Genomic DNA, 15317 nt, shown 5'->3' on the forward strand with positions numbered 1-15317 from the left:
GCCGAAAGAGTGGGCAGAGGTTGGTCAACGAGGCGCCAGCGAAAGGAATCTCACGGCGTATTCAGACTTCTGGGTCAACGCTCTCTGAGCTGCGTTCGGTGCTCGGCGGACTGCTTTCATTGTTCATCGGAGAGCTGGGGTGCATGGCGATGAAGAGCCCCCATTGTCTGGTGGCTGATCTACTCCGCCGGGATTTGAACTCTTCGAAGAGTTCGGCGATGCGGGTTCGGAATTCCTCGACTTCGTCCTCGGTGAGCATCGCGGCCATACGTCCCATCGTGCGCTCCTCGTAGGGAGCCGCCGTGAATTCGGCGGTGAAGGCCTCGATCATCGGGTTCGTCACGTCGCCGACATCGATGTACCAGCTTTTGCCCGTCGCGAGGTACGGGATCTCCCGGGCACCCCGGCGACCCCGTCTCGGCTCCTGCGCCTCGAGGAAACCTGTGTCGGCGAGCATCCGCACATGGTGCAGCGATGTCGCGGGGTTGAGGTCGGTCGCCTCGGCTATTTCGCGATTGCTCAGCGCCTCGTCCAGGCACAGCCGCAGGATGCGAATGCGCAGACTCGAGGCCAAGGCCTTCGCCTCGGCATCGGTGGCGTCACGGCGTTCAACGGCTCGCGCGACGGTCCGCGCTGTGTTCTCGGCGCGCTCAGCATTCATATCTCAACGCTAACGAGTGATCGGGAGAAGTCAATTGGTCACTCCACAGTGATTGACTTCTCTCAATCAGTAGTGTGAAACTAGCGATTGACAGTTGTCAATCACTCGTCATTCAGGACTCGGAGTGGAACCTATGACCGCGCACGGCCCGCCCGAAAAGACCAGCCCGACCGAAGTGACCGGTTCAGCGTCGCTGTGGCGCCATCATGATTTCCGGCAGCTGTGGATGGGCGACACAGTCTCCGTCTTCGGGGTCCAGTTCGTCGGCTTCGCTATGCCGCTCATCGCCGTGCAGCTGCTGCATGCGGACGCATTCGAGATGGGAGTGCTCTCCACCCTTGAGTCCCTTGCCTTCCTCCTCATCGCCCTTCCCGCCGGCGCCTGGGTCGATCGGATGCGCAAGAAGTACGTACTCATCTCCGGTGACATCCTCAGAGCCCTGGTGCTGCTGAGCATTCCTGCAGCCTGGCTGCTCGGTACTTTGTCATTCGTCCACCTGTGCATCGTGGCCGCGGTGGTCGGCATCATCACCGTCTTCTTCGACGTAGCGAATCAGTCGTACCTGCCCGAGATCGTCACCGGCGATCAGATCGCCGAGGGCAATGGGAAGCTCCAGGCCAGTCAGCAGACCGCCAATGTCATCGGTCCCTCGGCAGCGGCGGGCCTGGTAGCGCTCATCGGGTCACCGCTGACGGTCGGCGTCACCAGTGTCTGCATGGGACTTTCGAGTCTGTTTGTCAGTCGGATCAGACATCGAGAGCAGGCGCCCAGCGCAGTGAGCAGACAGCCTTTGCTGAAAGAGATCCGGGCCGGACTGGCCTTCGTCTTCAGTCATTCCCTGCTGGTCAGAATCGTCGCCTGCACCGGTACCAGCAACTTCAGCTCCTCAGCGATCTTCGCGTTGTCGACCCTCTACATCCTGCGCACTCTCGATCAGCCTCAAGCCGTCCTTGGGCTCGTGCTCTCAATCAGTGCCGCCGGAGGGCTTCTCGGAGCCCTGGCGGCTCCCGCCCTGCAGCGCATCGTCGGTGAAGGTCGCACCATCTCCCTGTCCGCACTGGCAGGAGGCCTCACCTTCCTCAATCTGCCGTTGGCATCAGTCCTGCCACCGGTGCCGACGCTGACGTTCGGAGGGTTTCTGCTCGCTGCCTCGGTCGTCGTCTACAACATCACTCAGGTGAGCTTTCGCCAGCGGCTGTGTCCCAAACCTCTGCTCGGGCGGATGAACGCATCGATTCGATTCCTCGTCTGGGGTCCGATCCCCATCGGGGCCTTCCTTGGGGGAGCAATCGGGCATTCCATCGGCATCGTGGAGACCCTGTGGGTCTTCGCCACATTGGGCATCGTGGCATCTCTACCGGTGCTTCTCTCACCACTGACCGCGATGAGAAATTTGCCGAGCGCGCTCAATCTGCTCGAAGACGGCACGGGAGACGGCGACGGGCCTGACGGCAGAGACAGGTCCGGAGGTTGCGATCCGCGGCAAGATTAAGGGCATGCACGACCGAGAGCACGCAGGCACGGCTACGGATGCTCAACCGGTGTGAATGGTTCGTGATTCCAGATTCCGTTGCAAAATGTGATGGCACCTGACCTGAGTTCGGGGGTGCTGCGTGCTGGAAACTCTGCCATAGAGACTCCCAGCAACTTTCCTCTCCCGAAATACCGGACACCGACGCCGATCCGGACCGTTGAATCCTGGTCGATCTCAATTTCTGTGGGCTGCGACCAGATCAACGGGTACTCTGCACGACCGACAATGGCCACGGGTTTCGACAACAGTTTCAGAAACCAGCTATTGACCCAATGCGCCCTAATCCTGATTCTGTATTTCATCCTCAAACTTTTCTCGGCGGAACGATCAGGCATGCGTTCGAGACCGTTGATCCTTCAGCCCATCCCGTAGAGATGCTCTGGACGTCCGGTGCTTCCGTACTGGAGTGAGACGGTCACGGCACGGGATTCGGCGAGCTTGGCCAGGTGGCGTTGGGCGGTGGCACGCGAGGTGCCGACCACCTCGGAGACCTCCATGGCTGTCAGCGGCTGATCGGCGCTCTCGAGTGCCTCAAGGATCCGGCCGCTCGTCGACGAGCCCGAGCCCTTCGCCGGAGCACTGCCCGGGGACGCGACATCGTGCAGGCTGCGCAGCTGGCGTTCAAGGTCCGGTTGGCTCACCTTCTCCCGGTCCCAATACCGGCGGAAACGGGCGTAGCGACGGAGGAAGTCCTGCAGCTCTTCGGCAGCGAAGGGCTTGAAGATATAGGTCATCGCTCCGGCCCGCAGCGCCGATCGCACCACATCGGGATCGGTCACGGCCGAGAGCACGATCGCATCGACATCTGTCTCGCGGATGAGTTCGACGCCGTTGCCTTCGGGCAGGACATAGTCGGCCAACAGCAGGTCCACCTGCTCCTCGACGATGATCGTGCGGGCGGTGCGGAGGTCTCTCACCGGCTCCAGGGCCTGAAATCCCGCGACCTCGTTGACGTAGCGACAGTGGATCTGTCCCACATAGAAGTCGTCGTCGAGAACCAGAACATTGATCATCATCTCTCCTTCTCATCCGTGTCGTCGCTGAGCGCATCGGGCAGGTGGACGGCGAAACCGGCTCCACCCAGCACCGGGTCATGACCTGTCAACAGCCACACTCGGCCGCCGTGTCGGCGTGCAGTTCTCCGGCACAGGGCCAACCCGATGCCGTGTCCGTGATCTGGGTCGAGATCATCGGCACTGCTGACACCCTCGTCGAAAATGGACTCCACGTCCGCGTCCTCGACTCCCCCACCGGTGTCGGTGACGACGGCATGCAGCTCCGAACCGGACCCGAGCAGCGTCACTTCGACCCTGCCGAACACCGCGTCTGTCCGATCAGCGTCGTCGCCCACTCCACCCATGGCATCCGTCACCACAGCTCGCACGGCGTTGTCGATGAGGTTGCCGAGGATGAGTGTGACGTCCTCGGGCTCATTCACCCTGCCCAGCACCAGCGAATCCGGTGTGACAGAAAGACTCACGCCCACCTCGGCGGCGGTGGTGCCCTTCGCCTCGAGGAGGGCCCTCAGGTAGGGCTCGGAAATCACCTCGATGCCTTCGACGGGAGTCGCTATCGGTCCGGTGCGCAGAATGGTGGCGAGGTAGTTTCGAGCTTCGTCGGTCGCACCTGTGTCCACGAGGCCTAGGACAGTGTGGAGACGGTTGGCGAATTCGTGTCGCTGGGTCCGCAGGGCTCGCGCCATCGAGGTCACCGACTCGAGCTGACGAGCCATGGTCAGGACCTGGGTCTCATCGCGCAGGGTGACGACACCGCCGACCGAGACTCCATCACGGCTGACTCTGACGGCGGTGGCCAGCAGGATCCGGTCGCCGACGTTGACTCGGCGCCGCAGGGCTCCGTGATCGGGTGCGTCGACCATCATTCGTCTGATCACCTCCGGCACTTCCGCGCGTGGGCTGATCCCGGATCCGTGGGCAATCGCCATCGTGGTGCCGCTGTCGGAATCGGCGTCGACACTGGAAGACGCGTCGACATGGGAGGGAGCGTCGACCTGGGAGGCAGCGTCGGCATCGGACAGCGCATTGGCGTTGGCATCGGTACGAGAGGGCGCATCGGGATCGGCATCGGTTCCCGCCTCGACATGGGCGATGCCGAGCAGCTGCTCGGCCGTGGAGTTGCTCAGGGTCGGGACTCCGGTGGAGCTGAAGGCCAGGACTCCATCATCGAGACCACGCAGCACCGCTCCCTGATCACGTGCCATCTCCGCAAGTTCCTCGGGACCCACACCCAAAGTCTCGCGGCGCAGCCTGCGCCCCAGCGCCAGCGAAGCGATGACCCCGATGGCCAGAGCCAGGACGGCCACAGAGCCGAGGACGAGGAACTCGCGGCGCAGATCGGCATCGAGGACCGAGGCGTGGATGCCCACGGAGACCTGCCCGACGACGGTCTTGCCATCGGAGGTGGAATAGATCGGCACCTTGGCGCGCACGGTCTCACCAAGGGTGCCGCGCTCATGGCTGATGTTCTCGCGCCCGGCCAGGGCCTCGTCCGGGGAGGTCGATACGTGTTTGCCGATGTTGTCCCGGTCCGGGTGGGTCAGTCGGATTCCACGGTCGTCGGTGATGACTGCGAAGACGATCCCCGAGGAGTCTCGCAGGTCGTCGGTGATCTTCACCAGCGCCGAGGTGATCGCTTCGTCAGGCTCCTCCGCGTGCTGTGCCGATGCGCGGGTGGCACCCTTCCTCACTTCCGGATCGACTGCCAGTGCCCGGGCAGTCGCCAGGGCCTCGGTCTCGGTGACCTCGGTGACCGAACGGCCGCCCATCCACGCGAAGACTCCTGTCACCAGTGCCAAGGTCACCACGATGACCGCGAGCTGACTGAACAGAACACGGCGGGAGAACGATCGGGCGGGACGTGGCACCAACCCACACTAACCAGGCATGAGCGAAATGCGCAAAAGGTGCCAAACAGGCAGAACGTGTTCAGTGCACACAAACGCGCGCCGCCGCGGTGACCGACCTAGGGTGTATCGGGCATCACATCCGCCTTCATAGGAGAAGTTCGTGCTCGTAATTCTTGGTTTCGCGATGATCATCGTCTTCATGACGCTGATCATGACGAAGCGACTCTCACCGATCCTGGCGCTGATCATCGTCCCGACCGTGTTCGGACTGTTCACCGGCGCAGGTCTGGGTATCGGAGAAATGGTCATGGACGCCATCGCAGACATGTCCTCGACAGCTGCGCTGCTGCTCTTCGCCATCATCTACTTCGGCATCATGATCGACGTGGGACTCTTCGACAAACTCGTCTCCTTCATCCTCAAGGTCGCCGGCCACGATCCCGTCAAGGTCGTCATGGGCACCGCCCTGCTGACAGGAGCGGTCTCCCTCGACGGCGACGGGTCGACGACGTTCATCGTCGTCACCGCCGCGATGCTGCCGATCTATCAGCGCCTGGAGATGTCACCGGTGGTGCTGACCTGTGTCGCCGGCCTGATCAACGGCACGCTCAATATCGTCCCCTGGGGCGGTCCGACAGCACGAGCCTCCTCTGCCCTGCAGATCGATGCCAACGACATCTTCGCTCCCATGGTCCCGGCCCTGGCAGCCGGTCTGCTGGTGTGCTTCGTCTTCGCCTACTTCCTCGGCATCTCCGAACGCCGACGCCTCGCCAAGAACGGTGTGGCCTGGGTCGATGAGGCCAGTTCCGGGACGTCGGGGTCGAAGCGCTCCGACCTCGTCGGCGCCGTCGCCCGCGCAAGCTCAGAGTCAATCTCGAGCACAGGGTCAAACTCGGGCTCAGGCTCGGAATCGGGTGCCGCTACCGGTGGCGCCACCTCGGCGACGTCGATGTTGGCTGACAGTGACGGTACCGATGCTGGTTCCGGTCACGACGCCGGTTCCGGTTCTGCCCTGACCGACACCGCACTCGACCCCAACCGGGCGACGCTGCGTCCCAAGCTCTTCTGGTTCAACCTCATCCTCACCGTGGCCGTGATGGTCATGCTCGTCGCCGACCTGCTGCCCCTGCCCTACCTGTTCATGATCGCCATGGTCATCGCGCTCATGGTCAACTTCCCCAACATCAAGGCACAGCAGGAAGAGCTGGCCTCACACGCCTCGGCGATCATCGCCGTGGTCGCCATGGTCATGGCCGCCGGCGTGCTCACCGGCATCATGAGCGGGACCGGAATGGTCGACGCCATGGCCGAGTGGCTCGTCGCCGTCATCCCCTCGTCCATGGGCCCCTACATGGCTGTGATCACCGGACTGCTCTCGATCCCGATGACGTTCTTCATGAGCAACGACGCCTTCTACTTCGGCATCCTGCCCGTGCTCGCCGAGACCGCCGGCCACTTCGGCATCTCCGCGGCCGACATGGCTCGCGCCTCGATCACGGGACAGCCGGTGCACATGCAGTCACCGCTGGTGCCGGCGATCCTGCTCCTCGTCTCACTCTCGGGAGTCGAACTCGGAGACCACCACAAGAAGGTCCTGTGGCGAGCCCTCATCGTCTCCCTGGTGATGCTGACCGTCGGCGTCCTCATCGGCGTCATCGCAATCGGATAGGAACACAACCGATATGACTGACTTCTACTCAGCACCCCAGCACAGGTTCCCGGTGCCCTCCCTGCGGGTGGCGGCCTCGGCCGACATCGACGATGCGCAGAATACGATCATTCTGGCCTACCGCTCGGAATCCTCAACGGCGCTCCTCGAGCAGGCGATCGCCGCCGCCCGGCGAGAGAACGCAGCTGTGCGTGTCGTCCACTTCGAATCGGATACGACGACCGCACCCTCGGCAGGTGCCCTGTCCCAGACGAAGGAACTGGCCGATTGGCTCGCCGAGGCGGACCTCGAGTTCGAGATCCAACGCGCCGATTCCGATGTGGCCTCCCAGATCATCGACCTCGCCGAGGAGTGGCAGGCGAGGCTCATCGTGATTCCTTCCAAGCGCCGCTCCCCCGTGGTCAAGCTGCTGCTGGGCTCGAGCACCCAGAGGGTCATCCTCGAGGCCGAGTGCCCGGTGCTCATCGTCAAGTAGCGTGCAGCCGGTCAGCAGCCCGAGGACCTCAGCGTGCCAGCAGTTCTCCTGCTCCTGCACCGGTGAGTGAGGCGTCGAGGAGTTCGATCGTGTGAGCAGTCGGAAGCGTGGCTTCCCCCTGCCTGCGCAGAGCGTCCGTGACCTGCAGCAGACACCCGGGGTTGCCGGTGACGACGAGTGCGGCGTTAGTGGCGGCGATGTTCGTGGCCTTCTTGTCCCCCAGCTCGCGGGCCGTCTCCGGGCGCACCAGGTTGTAGATGCCAGCCGATCCGCAGCAGGTGTCGGCATCCTTGATCGCTGCCAGTTCGATTCCGGGGATCTGGCCTAAGAGTTCGCGTGGTGGATTGCGCACTCCTTGGGCGTGGGAGAGGTGGCAGGCGTCGTGGTAGGCGACCCGCAGTCCGCCCTCGGCCACCGGATGCCGTGGTGCACTGGGGCCGAGTTCGACGAGGATCTCGGTGACGTCCTTGACCTTGTCCGCCAGCTCCTTCGCACGCTGGGCATAGGCGGGATCATCGGCGAGGATGTCGGCGTATTCCTTCATCGTCGACCCGCAGCCGGCGGAGTTCACGACGAGATAGTCCACCTCCGCCGAGGTGAAAGTGTCGACGATCCTGCGCGCGAAGTCCTCGCCTTCCTCGCTGCGTCCGGCATGGACCGACAGTGCCCCACAGCAGCCCTGGGACTGCGGCACGACGACCTCGCAGCCCTCCATGTTGAGCACGCGAACCGTGGCGGCATTCACCTGTGGGTAGAAGGTCCGCTGCACACAGCCGAGCAACATCCCCACCCGAGCCCTCACCGGCAGGGACTCGCCTGCAGCCGAGCGTGGCGGGTTCGTGGCGGGAATGGTGACCTTCTTCGTCACCGGCGGTGCAATGGCCTCCATCGTGGCCAGGGTCGGTGAGAGCTTCTCGAGGATCTTGGACTTGCGGATGACATTGGACAGTCCCGTCCGCTGATAGAGCTTGAGCGGTGCCAGCAGGGCCTTGAGGCGGTCCGGGTACGGGAACAGTTGGAAGATGGCCTCCCGCAGTGCCACCTCGGCGCGGCTGCGATGCTCTTTTCCGTTGCGTTCGACCTGACCACGGGTGGCTTCGATGAGTTTGTCGTACTGGACCCCGGACGGGCAAGCGCTGACGCAGGCCATGCAGCCCAGGCAGGCATCGAAGTGCTCGACCATCGAGGCGGTCATCGGACCTTCTTCCAGGCCCTTCTCCATCAGGTAGATGCGCCCGCGCGGTGAGTCTTCCTCATTGCCCCACAGTTGGTAGGTCGGGCAAGCGGGAAGGCAGAAGCCGCAGTGAACGCAATCGGCGATGAGACCCGGGTCCGGTGGGTTGAAGACGTCGAAGGCCGAATGGTCCATGGTCGGCGGGGCCATCTCCATCGTGGTCCGACCCGCGGTCGCCATCGTCATCTCCAACGGTGAGAGTCCCGATGCGCCTCCGGCCGACGCTGTTCCCGACCCGCTCGTCTCCTTGGGCGCTCCGCCGCCCTGGCAGCCTCCTGCGCCACCGCAATCGCATGACATCACAGTCCTCCTATTCCACGTCCGGGTGAGAGCAGACCGTCCGGATCGAACTGGTCCTTGACGGTGCGCATGAGCCCGAATCCGGGGATCTCGCCCCATGCATCGACCTCGCCCCACACCGAGGCGGGGGCACACAGCACGGTCGCGCTCAGCTGCTTCTGACCCCAGGAGCGAAGGTGTTCGAGAACCACTCGGGTTGCGATCGTGGGGTCCGAGTCGAGGTCGCCGATGCCCAGATCGAAGACGCCCATGGCGGACCCGCGCAGCTGGATCGGGTAGCCGATGGTGTCCTCGAGGCGGGCGATCTCCCCGACGAGCTGTGGAACCAGCGCAGGAGACACCGAAGCCCGGATGGTCACCGGCGCCTGAGCTCGCCGTGCCCACCAGCTCGGCTCAACGCAGCGCTGCGCCCCCGGGTAGGTGTTGACGATGCTCTCGGTGCGCGAAGTCACAGATTCTTCGAGTCCTTCGACCATGACCACAGTCGACGCCTGCCCGCCCGGGGACCGATCGATCTCCACAGCAGCCGGTGCCACCTGGGAGCCGATGGCTTCGAGTGCCGCCTCGGCGCCAGGGATCTCCACGTAACCCTGGGTCTGGGGCTTCGGGTAGAGCCGGAGCGCGGCACTGGCGATGATGCCCAGGGTGCCCCAGGATCCGGTCATGAGTTTGGAGAGGTCGTAGCCGGCGACGTTTTTGACGACCTTGCCGCCGGCCTTTGCGATGGTTCCGTCGGCGAGGACGACGGTGACGCCGAGGACGACTTCACGCAGCGGCAGCCGTCCGATGCGGCGCGGCCCCACGGACCGGGTGGCGATGGCGCCTCCCAGCGTCGATCCTGAATCGGTGCGATCGGCGGGAAAGTCCGGCAGGAGCTCTTGGTCCCCGGTCTCGGCGACGGCGTTGAGGTCGGCGATCGTGGCTCCGGCCCCGGCGACGAGGACGAGGTCCCCGGGTGAGTGTTCGATGACCTGGTTGAGGCCTCCTATGTCTATGAGGAGACCTGGGGTGTGTCCCGGAGGGTGGTCATCGAGCGCGGTCCCGCCGCCGTAGACGGCGATGGTGCGAGATTCGCGGTGGGCGCGGCCAACGATCTCGGACAGTTCCTCAACACTCTCGGGCCGGGCCATCCTGGGAAGTTCCTCGGTCAAAACAGCTCCGCCTTTCCTGCCGCCTGCAGTGGATGCTCCCCCGATGTTCGCCGAGGTGGTTCCCCGCACAGCCGTGGAGTCGGGAAGACCTTGCCGGGGTTGGACAGGTTGTTCGGGTCGAAGGCACAGCGCAGGATCTGCATGGTGTCGAGGTCGTCGTTGGTGAACATGCGCGGCATGAATTTGGCCTTGTCGGAACCGACCCCGTGTTCGCCGGTGATCGACCCGCCTTCGCTCAGGCACAGATCGAGGATGCGTCCCGAGGCGGTCTCGGCCAGTTCGGTCTGACCCTCGACGCTGCCGTCGAAGAGCACGAGCGGGTGCAGGTTGCCGTCACCAGCATGGAAGACGTTGGCCACGCGCACACCGCACTCCTCCGCGATCGTGGAGATCGAGGCGAGCACGGGCCCGAGCCGGGACCGTGGGATCACCCCGTCTTGGACGATGTAGTCGGGGCTGATCCGGCCCACGGCCGCGAAGGCGGACTTGCGGCCCTTCCAGATCAGGCCGCGTTCGACATTGTCGACGGCGACTCTGATCTCCCCTGCCCCATGGTCCTTCGCCCGGGCGATGACCGTCTCACGTTCCAGGTCGACATCGATGGCCGGACCGTCGAGTTCGACGACGAGGACGGCACCGGCACCCTCGGGATAGTTGCAGGCCACGGCCTTCTCAGCGGCTTCGATGGCCAGCGCGTCCATCATCTCGATGGCCGCGGGCATGATTCCCGCGGAGATGATGTCGCTGACTGCTTCCCCTGCTGCGTCGGTGGACTCGAATCCGATGAGCAGCGTCTCCACGGCCTCTGGCAGGCGGGTCAGTCGCACGGTCACCTCAGTGACGATGCCCAGTGTTCCCTCGGATCCGCAGAGCACGCCGAGGAGGTCGTAGCCGGGGTATTCGGGGGCGTCTCCCCCGATCTCGACGATCTCGCCGTGGGCTGTGACGAGGGTGACGCCGGTGACGTGGTTGGTGGTGAACCCGTATTTGAGGCAGTGGGCGCCGCCGGAGTTCTCGGCGACGTTGCCGCCGATCGAGCACACGCTCTGACTTGAGGGGTCCGGGGCGAAGTAGTAGCCGCCCGGATTGGCCTCATTCGAGAGATTGAGGTTGATGACCCCAGGCTGCACGATGGCACGCTGGGCGATCGGATCGATATCGAGGATGTCTCGCATCGTCGACATGACGATGAGCACGCCCTCCGCATGGGGTTGAGCTCCACCGGAGAGCCCGGTGCCCGAACCGCGGGCGACGAAGGGGACGTCGAACTCATGGCAGGCAGCCACGGTCAGGGCCACCTCGGCGGTGGAGGTGACACGGATGACCAGGGCTGGGACGGTTCTGTGCACCGCCAGCCCATCGCACTCGTAGGTTTTGCGTTCGTTCTCGTCGGTGACGATCGCCTGTGGCGGCAAATGCGGTTCGATCCGCGTGAGAACCGATTCGATTCTGCTCATGTCCACTCCCGCCTCCTTGCGTCAATGGTGTCGAGCTTAGCGAAGAACGCCGCCGAAAATGTGCCTCGCAGCACATTTTCGACGGCGTTCTTACCTGGTGAGACTCCTGAACCGCGGAGACTCAGGGGACCGAAACTCAGGGCATACGGGCGTAGGCCGGGAGTGTCAGGAAGTCGACATATTCGTCGGCGACGGCCACGGACAGGAACGTGTCCGTGGCATCCTTCCAGTCCGCTTCCTCACCGGGCAGCTTCGCGACCTCTTCGGACACGACCTGACGCACGAGGTCGCCGGTGACGGTGACTCCGGTGTCGAGTTCGACTCCGGCGTCCATCCACTGCCACACCTGGGAGCGGGAGATTTCGGCGGTGGCCGCATCCTCCATGAGTCCGTGGATGGCGACCGCGCCGTTGCCTTCGAGCCAGGCCCGCAGGTACTGGATGCCGACGTTGACGTTGGTGCGCAGACCCGCCTCGGTGATGGAGCCGGGTGTCGACTTCACGTCGAGGAGATCAGCCGCAGTCACAGAGACGTCTTCGCGCTTGTTCTCGATCTGGTTGGGCTTGTCACCCAGCGTCTCGGTGAAGACCTCCTTGCAGAGGGCGACCATGCCGGGGTGGGCGACCCAGGAACCGTCGAAGCCCTTGCTGGCCTCACGGGACTTGTCCTCGCGAACCTTGTTGAAGGCGGCCTCGTTTTCGTCCTTGTCCTTCGACGGCACGAAGGCGGACATGCCGCCGATCGCGTGGGCACCGCGCTTGTGGCAGGTGCGCACGAGCAGTTCGGTGTAGGCGCGCATGAACGGCACCGTCATCGTGACATCCGAACGGTCGGGCAGCAGGTAGTCCGAGCCGCGGGACCGGAAGTTCTTGATCACCGAGAAGATGTAGTCCCAACGGCCGGCGTTGAGGCCCGAGGAGTGCTCGCGCAGTTCGTAGAGGATCTCCTCCATCTCGAAGGCGGCCGGGTAGGTTTCGATGAGTACGGTGGCGCGGATGGTCCCGCGTGCCAGGCCGAAGGCGTCCTCGGCATGGTCGAAGACCTGATTCCACAGTCGCGCTTCGAGGTGGGATTCCATCTTCGGCAGGTAGAAGTAGGGACCCTTGCCCTTCTCGATCTGGATCTGTCCGGCGGTGGCGAAGTAGAGCGCGAAGTCCACGAGGGAGCCCGAGGCCTCTTCTCCGTCGACGAGGATGTGCTTCTCCGGCATGTGCCAGCCGCGAGGACGCACGACGATGGTCGGCAGCTCCTCGTCGGGGGCCAGCGTGTAGGACTTGCCCTCCGGGGAGGTGAAGTCGATCTCGCGGTTCAGGGAGTCAAGCAGGTTGATCTGTCCGCCGATGACCGAATCCCACTGCGGGGTGTTCGCGTCTTCCTGGTCGGCCAGCCATACCTTGGCGCCGGAGTTCAGGGCGTTGATCGTCATCTTCTTGTAGGTGGGTCCGGTCACCTCGACCCGACGGTCTTCGAGGCCCGGGGCCGGTGGTGCGACCTGCCAATCGGGATCATTGCGGATCTCGGCGGTCTCGGGAAGGAAGTCGAGGTCGGTTCCGGCGGCAATCTGAGCCTGGCGCTCTTTGCGAGCCTCCAAGCGCTCGAGGCGGACCCCATTGAACTTCCGGTTCAGCTCGACGATGAGTTCGAGGGCCTTCGGGGTAAGCACCTTCTGGGCCCCGTCCGGCAGTTCGCCGGTGATCTCCATGCCTTCTGGAATTTCCAGATTCTCGAGTTGAGCAGTCATCGGTGGTTCTCCTTAGTCAGCACTTTCACTAGTGCATCGCTGATCGCTGGCAACGGGGTTTAGCCTGCGAAACTTTCACATCGTGAAATTTATTGTTCACACAACGAAAAGAATAGGAGGTGATGCACATCTCGTCAAACGCTTCCCTCGAGGTGAGACGCAGGATTCCCTTGACGGTACAACAATCCACCAGGCACGATGAAGTCAGGTACTTCGTTTGCGGAGTCGGCACCACATCGTGCGCTGATCAACCGATCAGAGATGGGGGGACTCCTCGACCAAGCGGCAACGATGCCGCGGATCGGATTCACGATGGACAACCTCGCTGTCGCGGCGCTTCTTGCGCTCACCCCCATCCTCCTGGCAGGAATCCTGCTCATCGGATTTCGCTGGCCCGCAAAATATGCCATGCCGATCGGCCTGGTCGCTGCTGCACTCGTCGCGAACTTCGCGTGGCAGATCAACTGGGTGACGATCAGCGCTTCGGTGGTTCAGGGTCTGCTCACCGCGATCGGGCTGCTGTGGATCGTCTTCGGTGCCCTCCTGCTCCTGGCCACCGTCACACGATCGGGCGCGATTCAGACGATCCGCGCCGGCTTCGTCTCGATCTCGCCGGATCGACGTGTCCAAGTCATCATCATCGCTTGGCTCTTCGGTTCCTTCATCGAAGGCGCTGCCGGCTTCGGCACTCCCGCCGCCGTGGTCGCCCCGCTGATGCTCGCCCTCGGCTTCCCCGCCATCGCAGCGGTCCTCGCCGGTCTCATCATCCAGTCCACACCGGTGAGCTTCGGCGCCGTGGGAACACCCATGGTCGTCGGGATCGGCACCGGACTGTCGAAGGAAGACGGCAGCATGTCTGCCGATGTGGCGGCCAGAGCCTCCGAGCTCGGTCTCAGCCAGTCCGAGTTCATCGCCCACACGGCCACCCAGGTCGCTCTCATGCACGGCATCTGCGGAATCCTCATCCCGCTTCTGCTGTCGTGTCTGATGACCGGTTTCTTCGGCCGCAACAGGCGTTTCGCCGACGGCCTGGCGATAGCCCCGTTCGCTGTCTTCTCCGCGTTGGCCATGATCGTGCCCTACCTCCTCGTAGCCAACCTGCTCGGGCCTGAATTCCCCTCGCTCATCGGCGGCCTCGTCGGTTTGGCGATCGTGGTCACCGCCAGCAAGGCCGGATTCCTGATGCCGAAGAAGACCTGGGACTTCGCCCCGCGCGAGATGTGGCCCAAACACTGGATGGGCACCGTGGACCCCGCCGATGAGGCGGCGGAGCTGACGAAGAAGATGTCGATGATCCGCGCGTGGTCGCCCTACCTCATCGTCGTCGCGCTCCTGCTCTTCACCCGCAACGTGCCCCCGGTCAAAGAGTTCCTCACCGGACCCGCCGTCATCAAGATCGAGGAGATCTTCGGTACCGCGATCAGTTCGGATATGGACCTCCTGTGGTCCCCGGGCTTCATCTTCGTCATCGCCTGCCTCTGCACCTACCTCATCCACCGGATGACCGGCTCGCAGATCGCCGGCTCCTGGAAGATCGCGGGTTCGCAGATCGCCGGGGCCGCCGTGGCGCTGCTGTGCTCACTGCCCTTGGTGCGTGTGTTCATCAACTCCGGCAGCGACTACAACTCCTCCGGTCTGGATTCGATGCCGGTGACCCTCGCCGAGGCGGCCGCCAGTACCGTCGGCAGCGGCTGGCCGCTGCTGGCTCCCTTCGTCGGAGCCCTGGGCGCTTTCGTCGCCGGTTCGAACACGGTCTCGAACATCATGTTTTCGCAGTTCCAGTTCTCCACCGGTACGGCGATCGGGGCGGCCAGTCCCGAGACGGTCGTTGCCGCGCAGGCCGTGGGCGGAGCGGCCGGAAACATGGTTGCCGTCCACAATGTCGTCGCCGCCTCGGCGACAGTGGGTCTCATCGGACGCGAAGGCGAGCTCATCAGACGCACCTCCATTCCGATGCTCGTCTACTCGCTGACCGCCGGTGCGCTGGCCTTCATCGGCATCAACGGACTCGGGTTCAATTCCGGAACGATCGTCTTCGGAGCAGTCCTCGTGGGACTCATCGTCGCCGTCGTCCTCGCCCGGAAATCACCGGGCAAGGAACTTGTGGCTGAGGCACCCCGAGCCAAGGAAAAGGCGGTCGAGGACTGAGCCCACAGCCGCCGCACAGCGGCCTCCTCAGAGCCCACAGCCTCTGCAGCGCCCTGAGATGCACTTCGCCCGCGGCGGACC

11 protein-coding genes are annotated in these 15317 nt (G+C 64.0%); 4 read left to right on the plus strand and 7 right to left on the minus strand.

Annotation, left to right across the window (positions count from 1 at the left end):
• Positions 1–61 precede the first annotated feature (61 nt).
• Positions 62–661: an ArsR/SmtB family transcription factor gene (locus LQ788_RS12980; RefSeq protein WP_231441610.1), complete on the minus strand. Its 600-nt coding sequence runs from the start codon at positions 659–661 to the stop codon at positions 62–64.
• Positions 662–794: 133 nt separating this feature from the next.
• Between LQ788_RS12980 and LQ788_RS12985 the strand changes: the two genes are divergently transcribed.
• Positions 795–2153, plus strand: coding sequence for an MFS transporter (locus tag LQ788_RS12985; protein ID WP_231441612.1), 1359 nt, complete (start codon positions 795–797; stop codon positions 2151–2153).
• 398 nt (positions 2154–2551) lie between these two features.
• Here the strand turns inward: LQ788_RS12985 and LQ788_RS12990 are convergent, their stop codons facing one another.
• Together LQ788_RS12990 and LQ788_RS12995 are read right to left on the minus strand one after the other, a co-directional pair.
• Positions 2552–3211 carry a response regulator gene (locus LQ788_RS12990; RefSeq protein ID WP_231441614.1) on the minus strand — a complete coding sequence of 220 codons (660 nt, stop codon included), beginning with the start codon at positions 3209–3211 and terminating at the stop codon, positions 2552–2554.
• Positions 3208–5079: a sensor histidine kinase gene (locus tag LQ788_RS12995; protein ID WP_231441617.1), complete on the minus strand. Its 1872-nt coding sequence runs from the start codon at positions 5077–5079 to the stop codon at positions 3208–3210. Before LQ788_RS12995 ends, LQ788_RS12990 begins: the two co-directional genes overlap by 4 nt.
• A 142-nt stretch (positions 5080–5221) precedes the next feature.
• On the opposite strand from LQ788_RS12995, the gene LQ788_RS13000 reads away from it, so the two are divergent.
• Together LQ788_RS13000 and LQ788_RS13005 are read left to right on the plus strand one after the other, a co-directional pair.
• Complete coding sequence (locus LQ788_RS13000; protein WP_231441620.1) at positions 5222–6730, plus strand: CitMHS family transporter; 1509 nt, start codon at positions 5222–5224, stop codon at positions 6728–6730.
• Between the two features lie 13 nt (positions 6731–6743).
• Positions 6744–7205 carry a universal stress protein gene (locus tag LQ788_RS13005; RefSeq protein ID WP_231441621.1) on the plus strand — a complete coding sequence of 154 codons (462 nt, stop codon included), beginning with the start codon at positions 6744–6746 and terminating at the stop codon, positions 7203–7205.
• A 28-nt stretch (positions 7206–7233) separates the two neighbouring features.
• On the opposite strand, the gene LQ788_RS13010 is transcribed toward LQ788_RS13005, so the two are convergent.
• The 4 genes from LQ788_RS13010 to aceB form a co-directional block, all read right to left on the minus strand.
• Positions 7234–8739 (minus strand): heterodisulfide reductase-related iron-sulfur binding cluster, encoded by a 1506-nt coding sequence (locus tag LQ788_RS13010; protein ID WP_231441623.1) that lies wholly within the window; start codon positions 8737–8739, stop codon positions 7234–7236.
• A complete protein-coding gene (locus tag LQ788_RS13015; protein ID WP_231441625.1) occupies positions 8739–9869 on the minus strand; it encodes an FAD-binding oxidoreductase in 1131 nt (376 codons plus the stop codon). The genes LQ788_RS13010 and LQ788_RS13015 overlap by 1 nt, the downstream gene beginning before the upstream one ends.
• Positions 9870–9886: 17 nt before the next feature.
• A complete protein-coding gene (locus tag LQ788_RS13020) occupies positions 9887–11347 on the minus strand; it encodes an FAD-linked oxidase C-terminal domain-containing protein (RefSeq protein ID WP_231441628.1) in 1461 nt (486 codons plus the stop codon).
• Between the two features lie 136 nt (positions 11348–11483).
• Positions 11484–13088: a malate synthase A gene (aceB, locus tag LQ788_RS13025; protein ID WP_231441630.1), complete on the minus strand. Its 1605-nt coding sequence runs from the start codon at positions 13086–13088 to the stop codon at positions 11484–11486.
• A 198-nt stretch (positions 13089–13286) separates the two neighbouring features.
• Between aceB and LQ788_RS13030 the strand changes: the two genes are divergently transcribed.
• Positions 13287–15236 carry an L-lactate permease gene (locus tag LQ788_RS13030; protein WP_317207043.1) on the plus strand — a complete coding sequence of 650 codons (1950 nt, stop codon included), beginning with the start codon at positions 13287–13289 and terminating at the stop codon, positions 15234–15236.
• The last annotated feature ends 81 nt before the right edge of the window (positions 15237–15317 follow it).

This window comes from Brevibacterium zhoupengii (genome assembly GCF_021117425.1).
GTDB lineage: Bacteria > Actinomycetota > Actinomycetes > Actinomycetales > Brevibacteriaceae > Brevibacterium > Brevibacterium zhoupengii.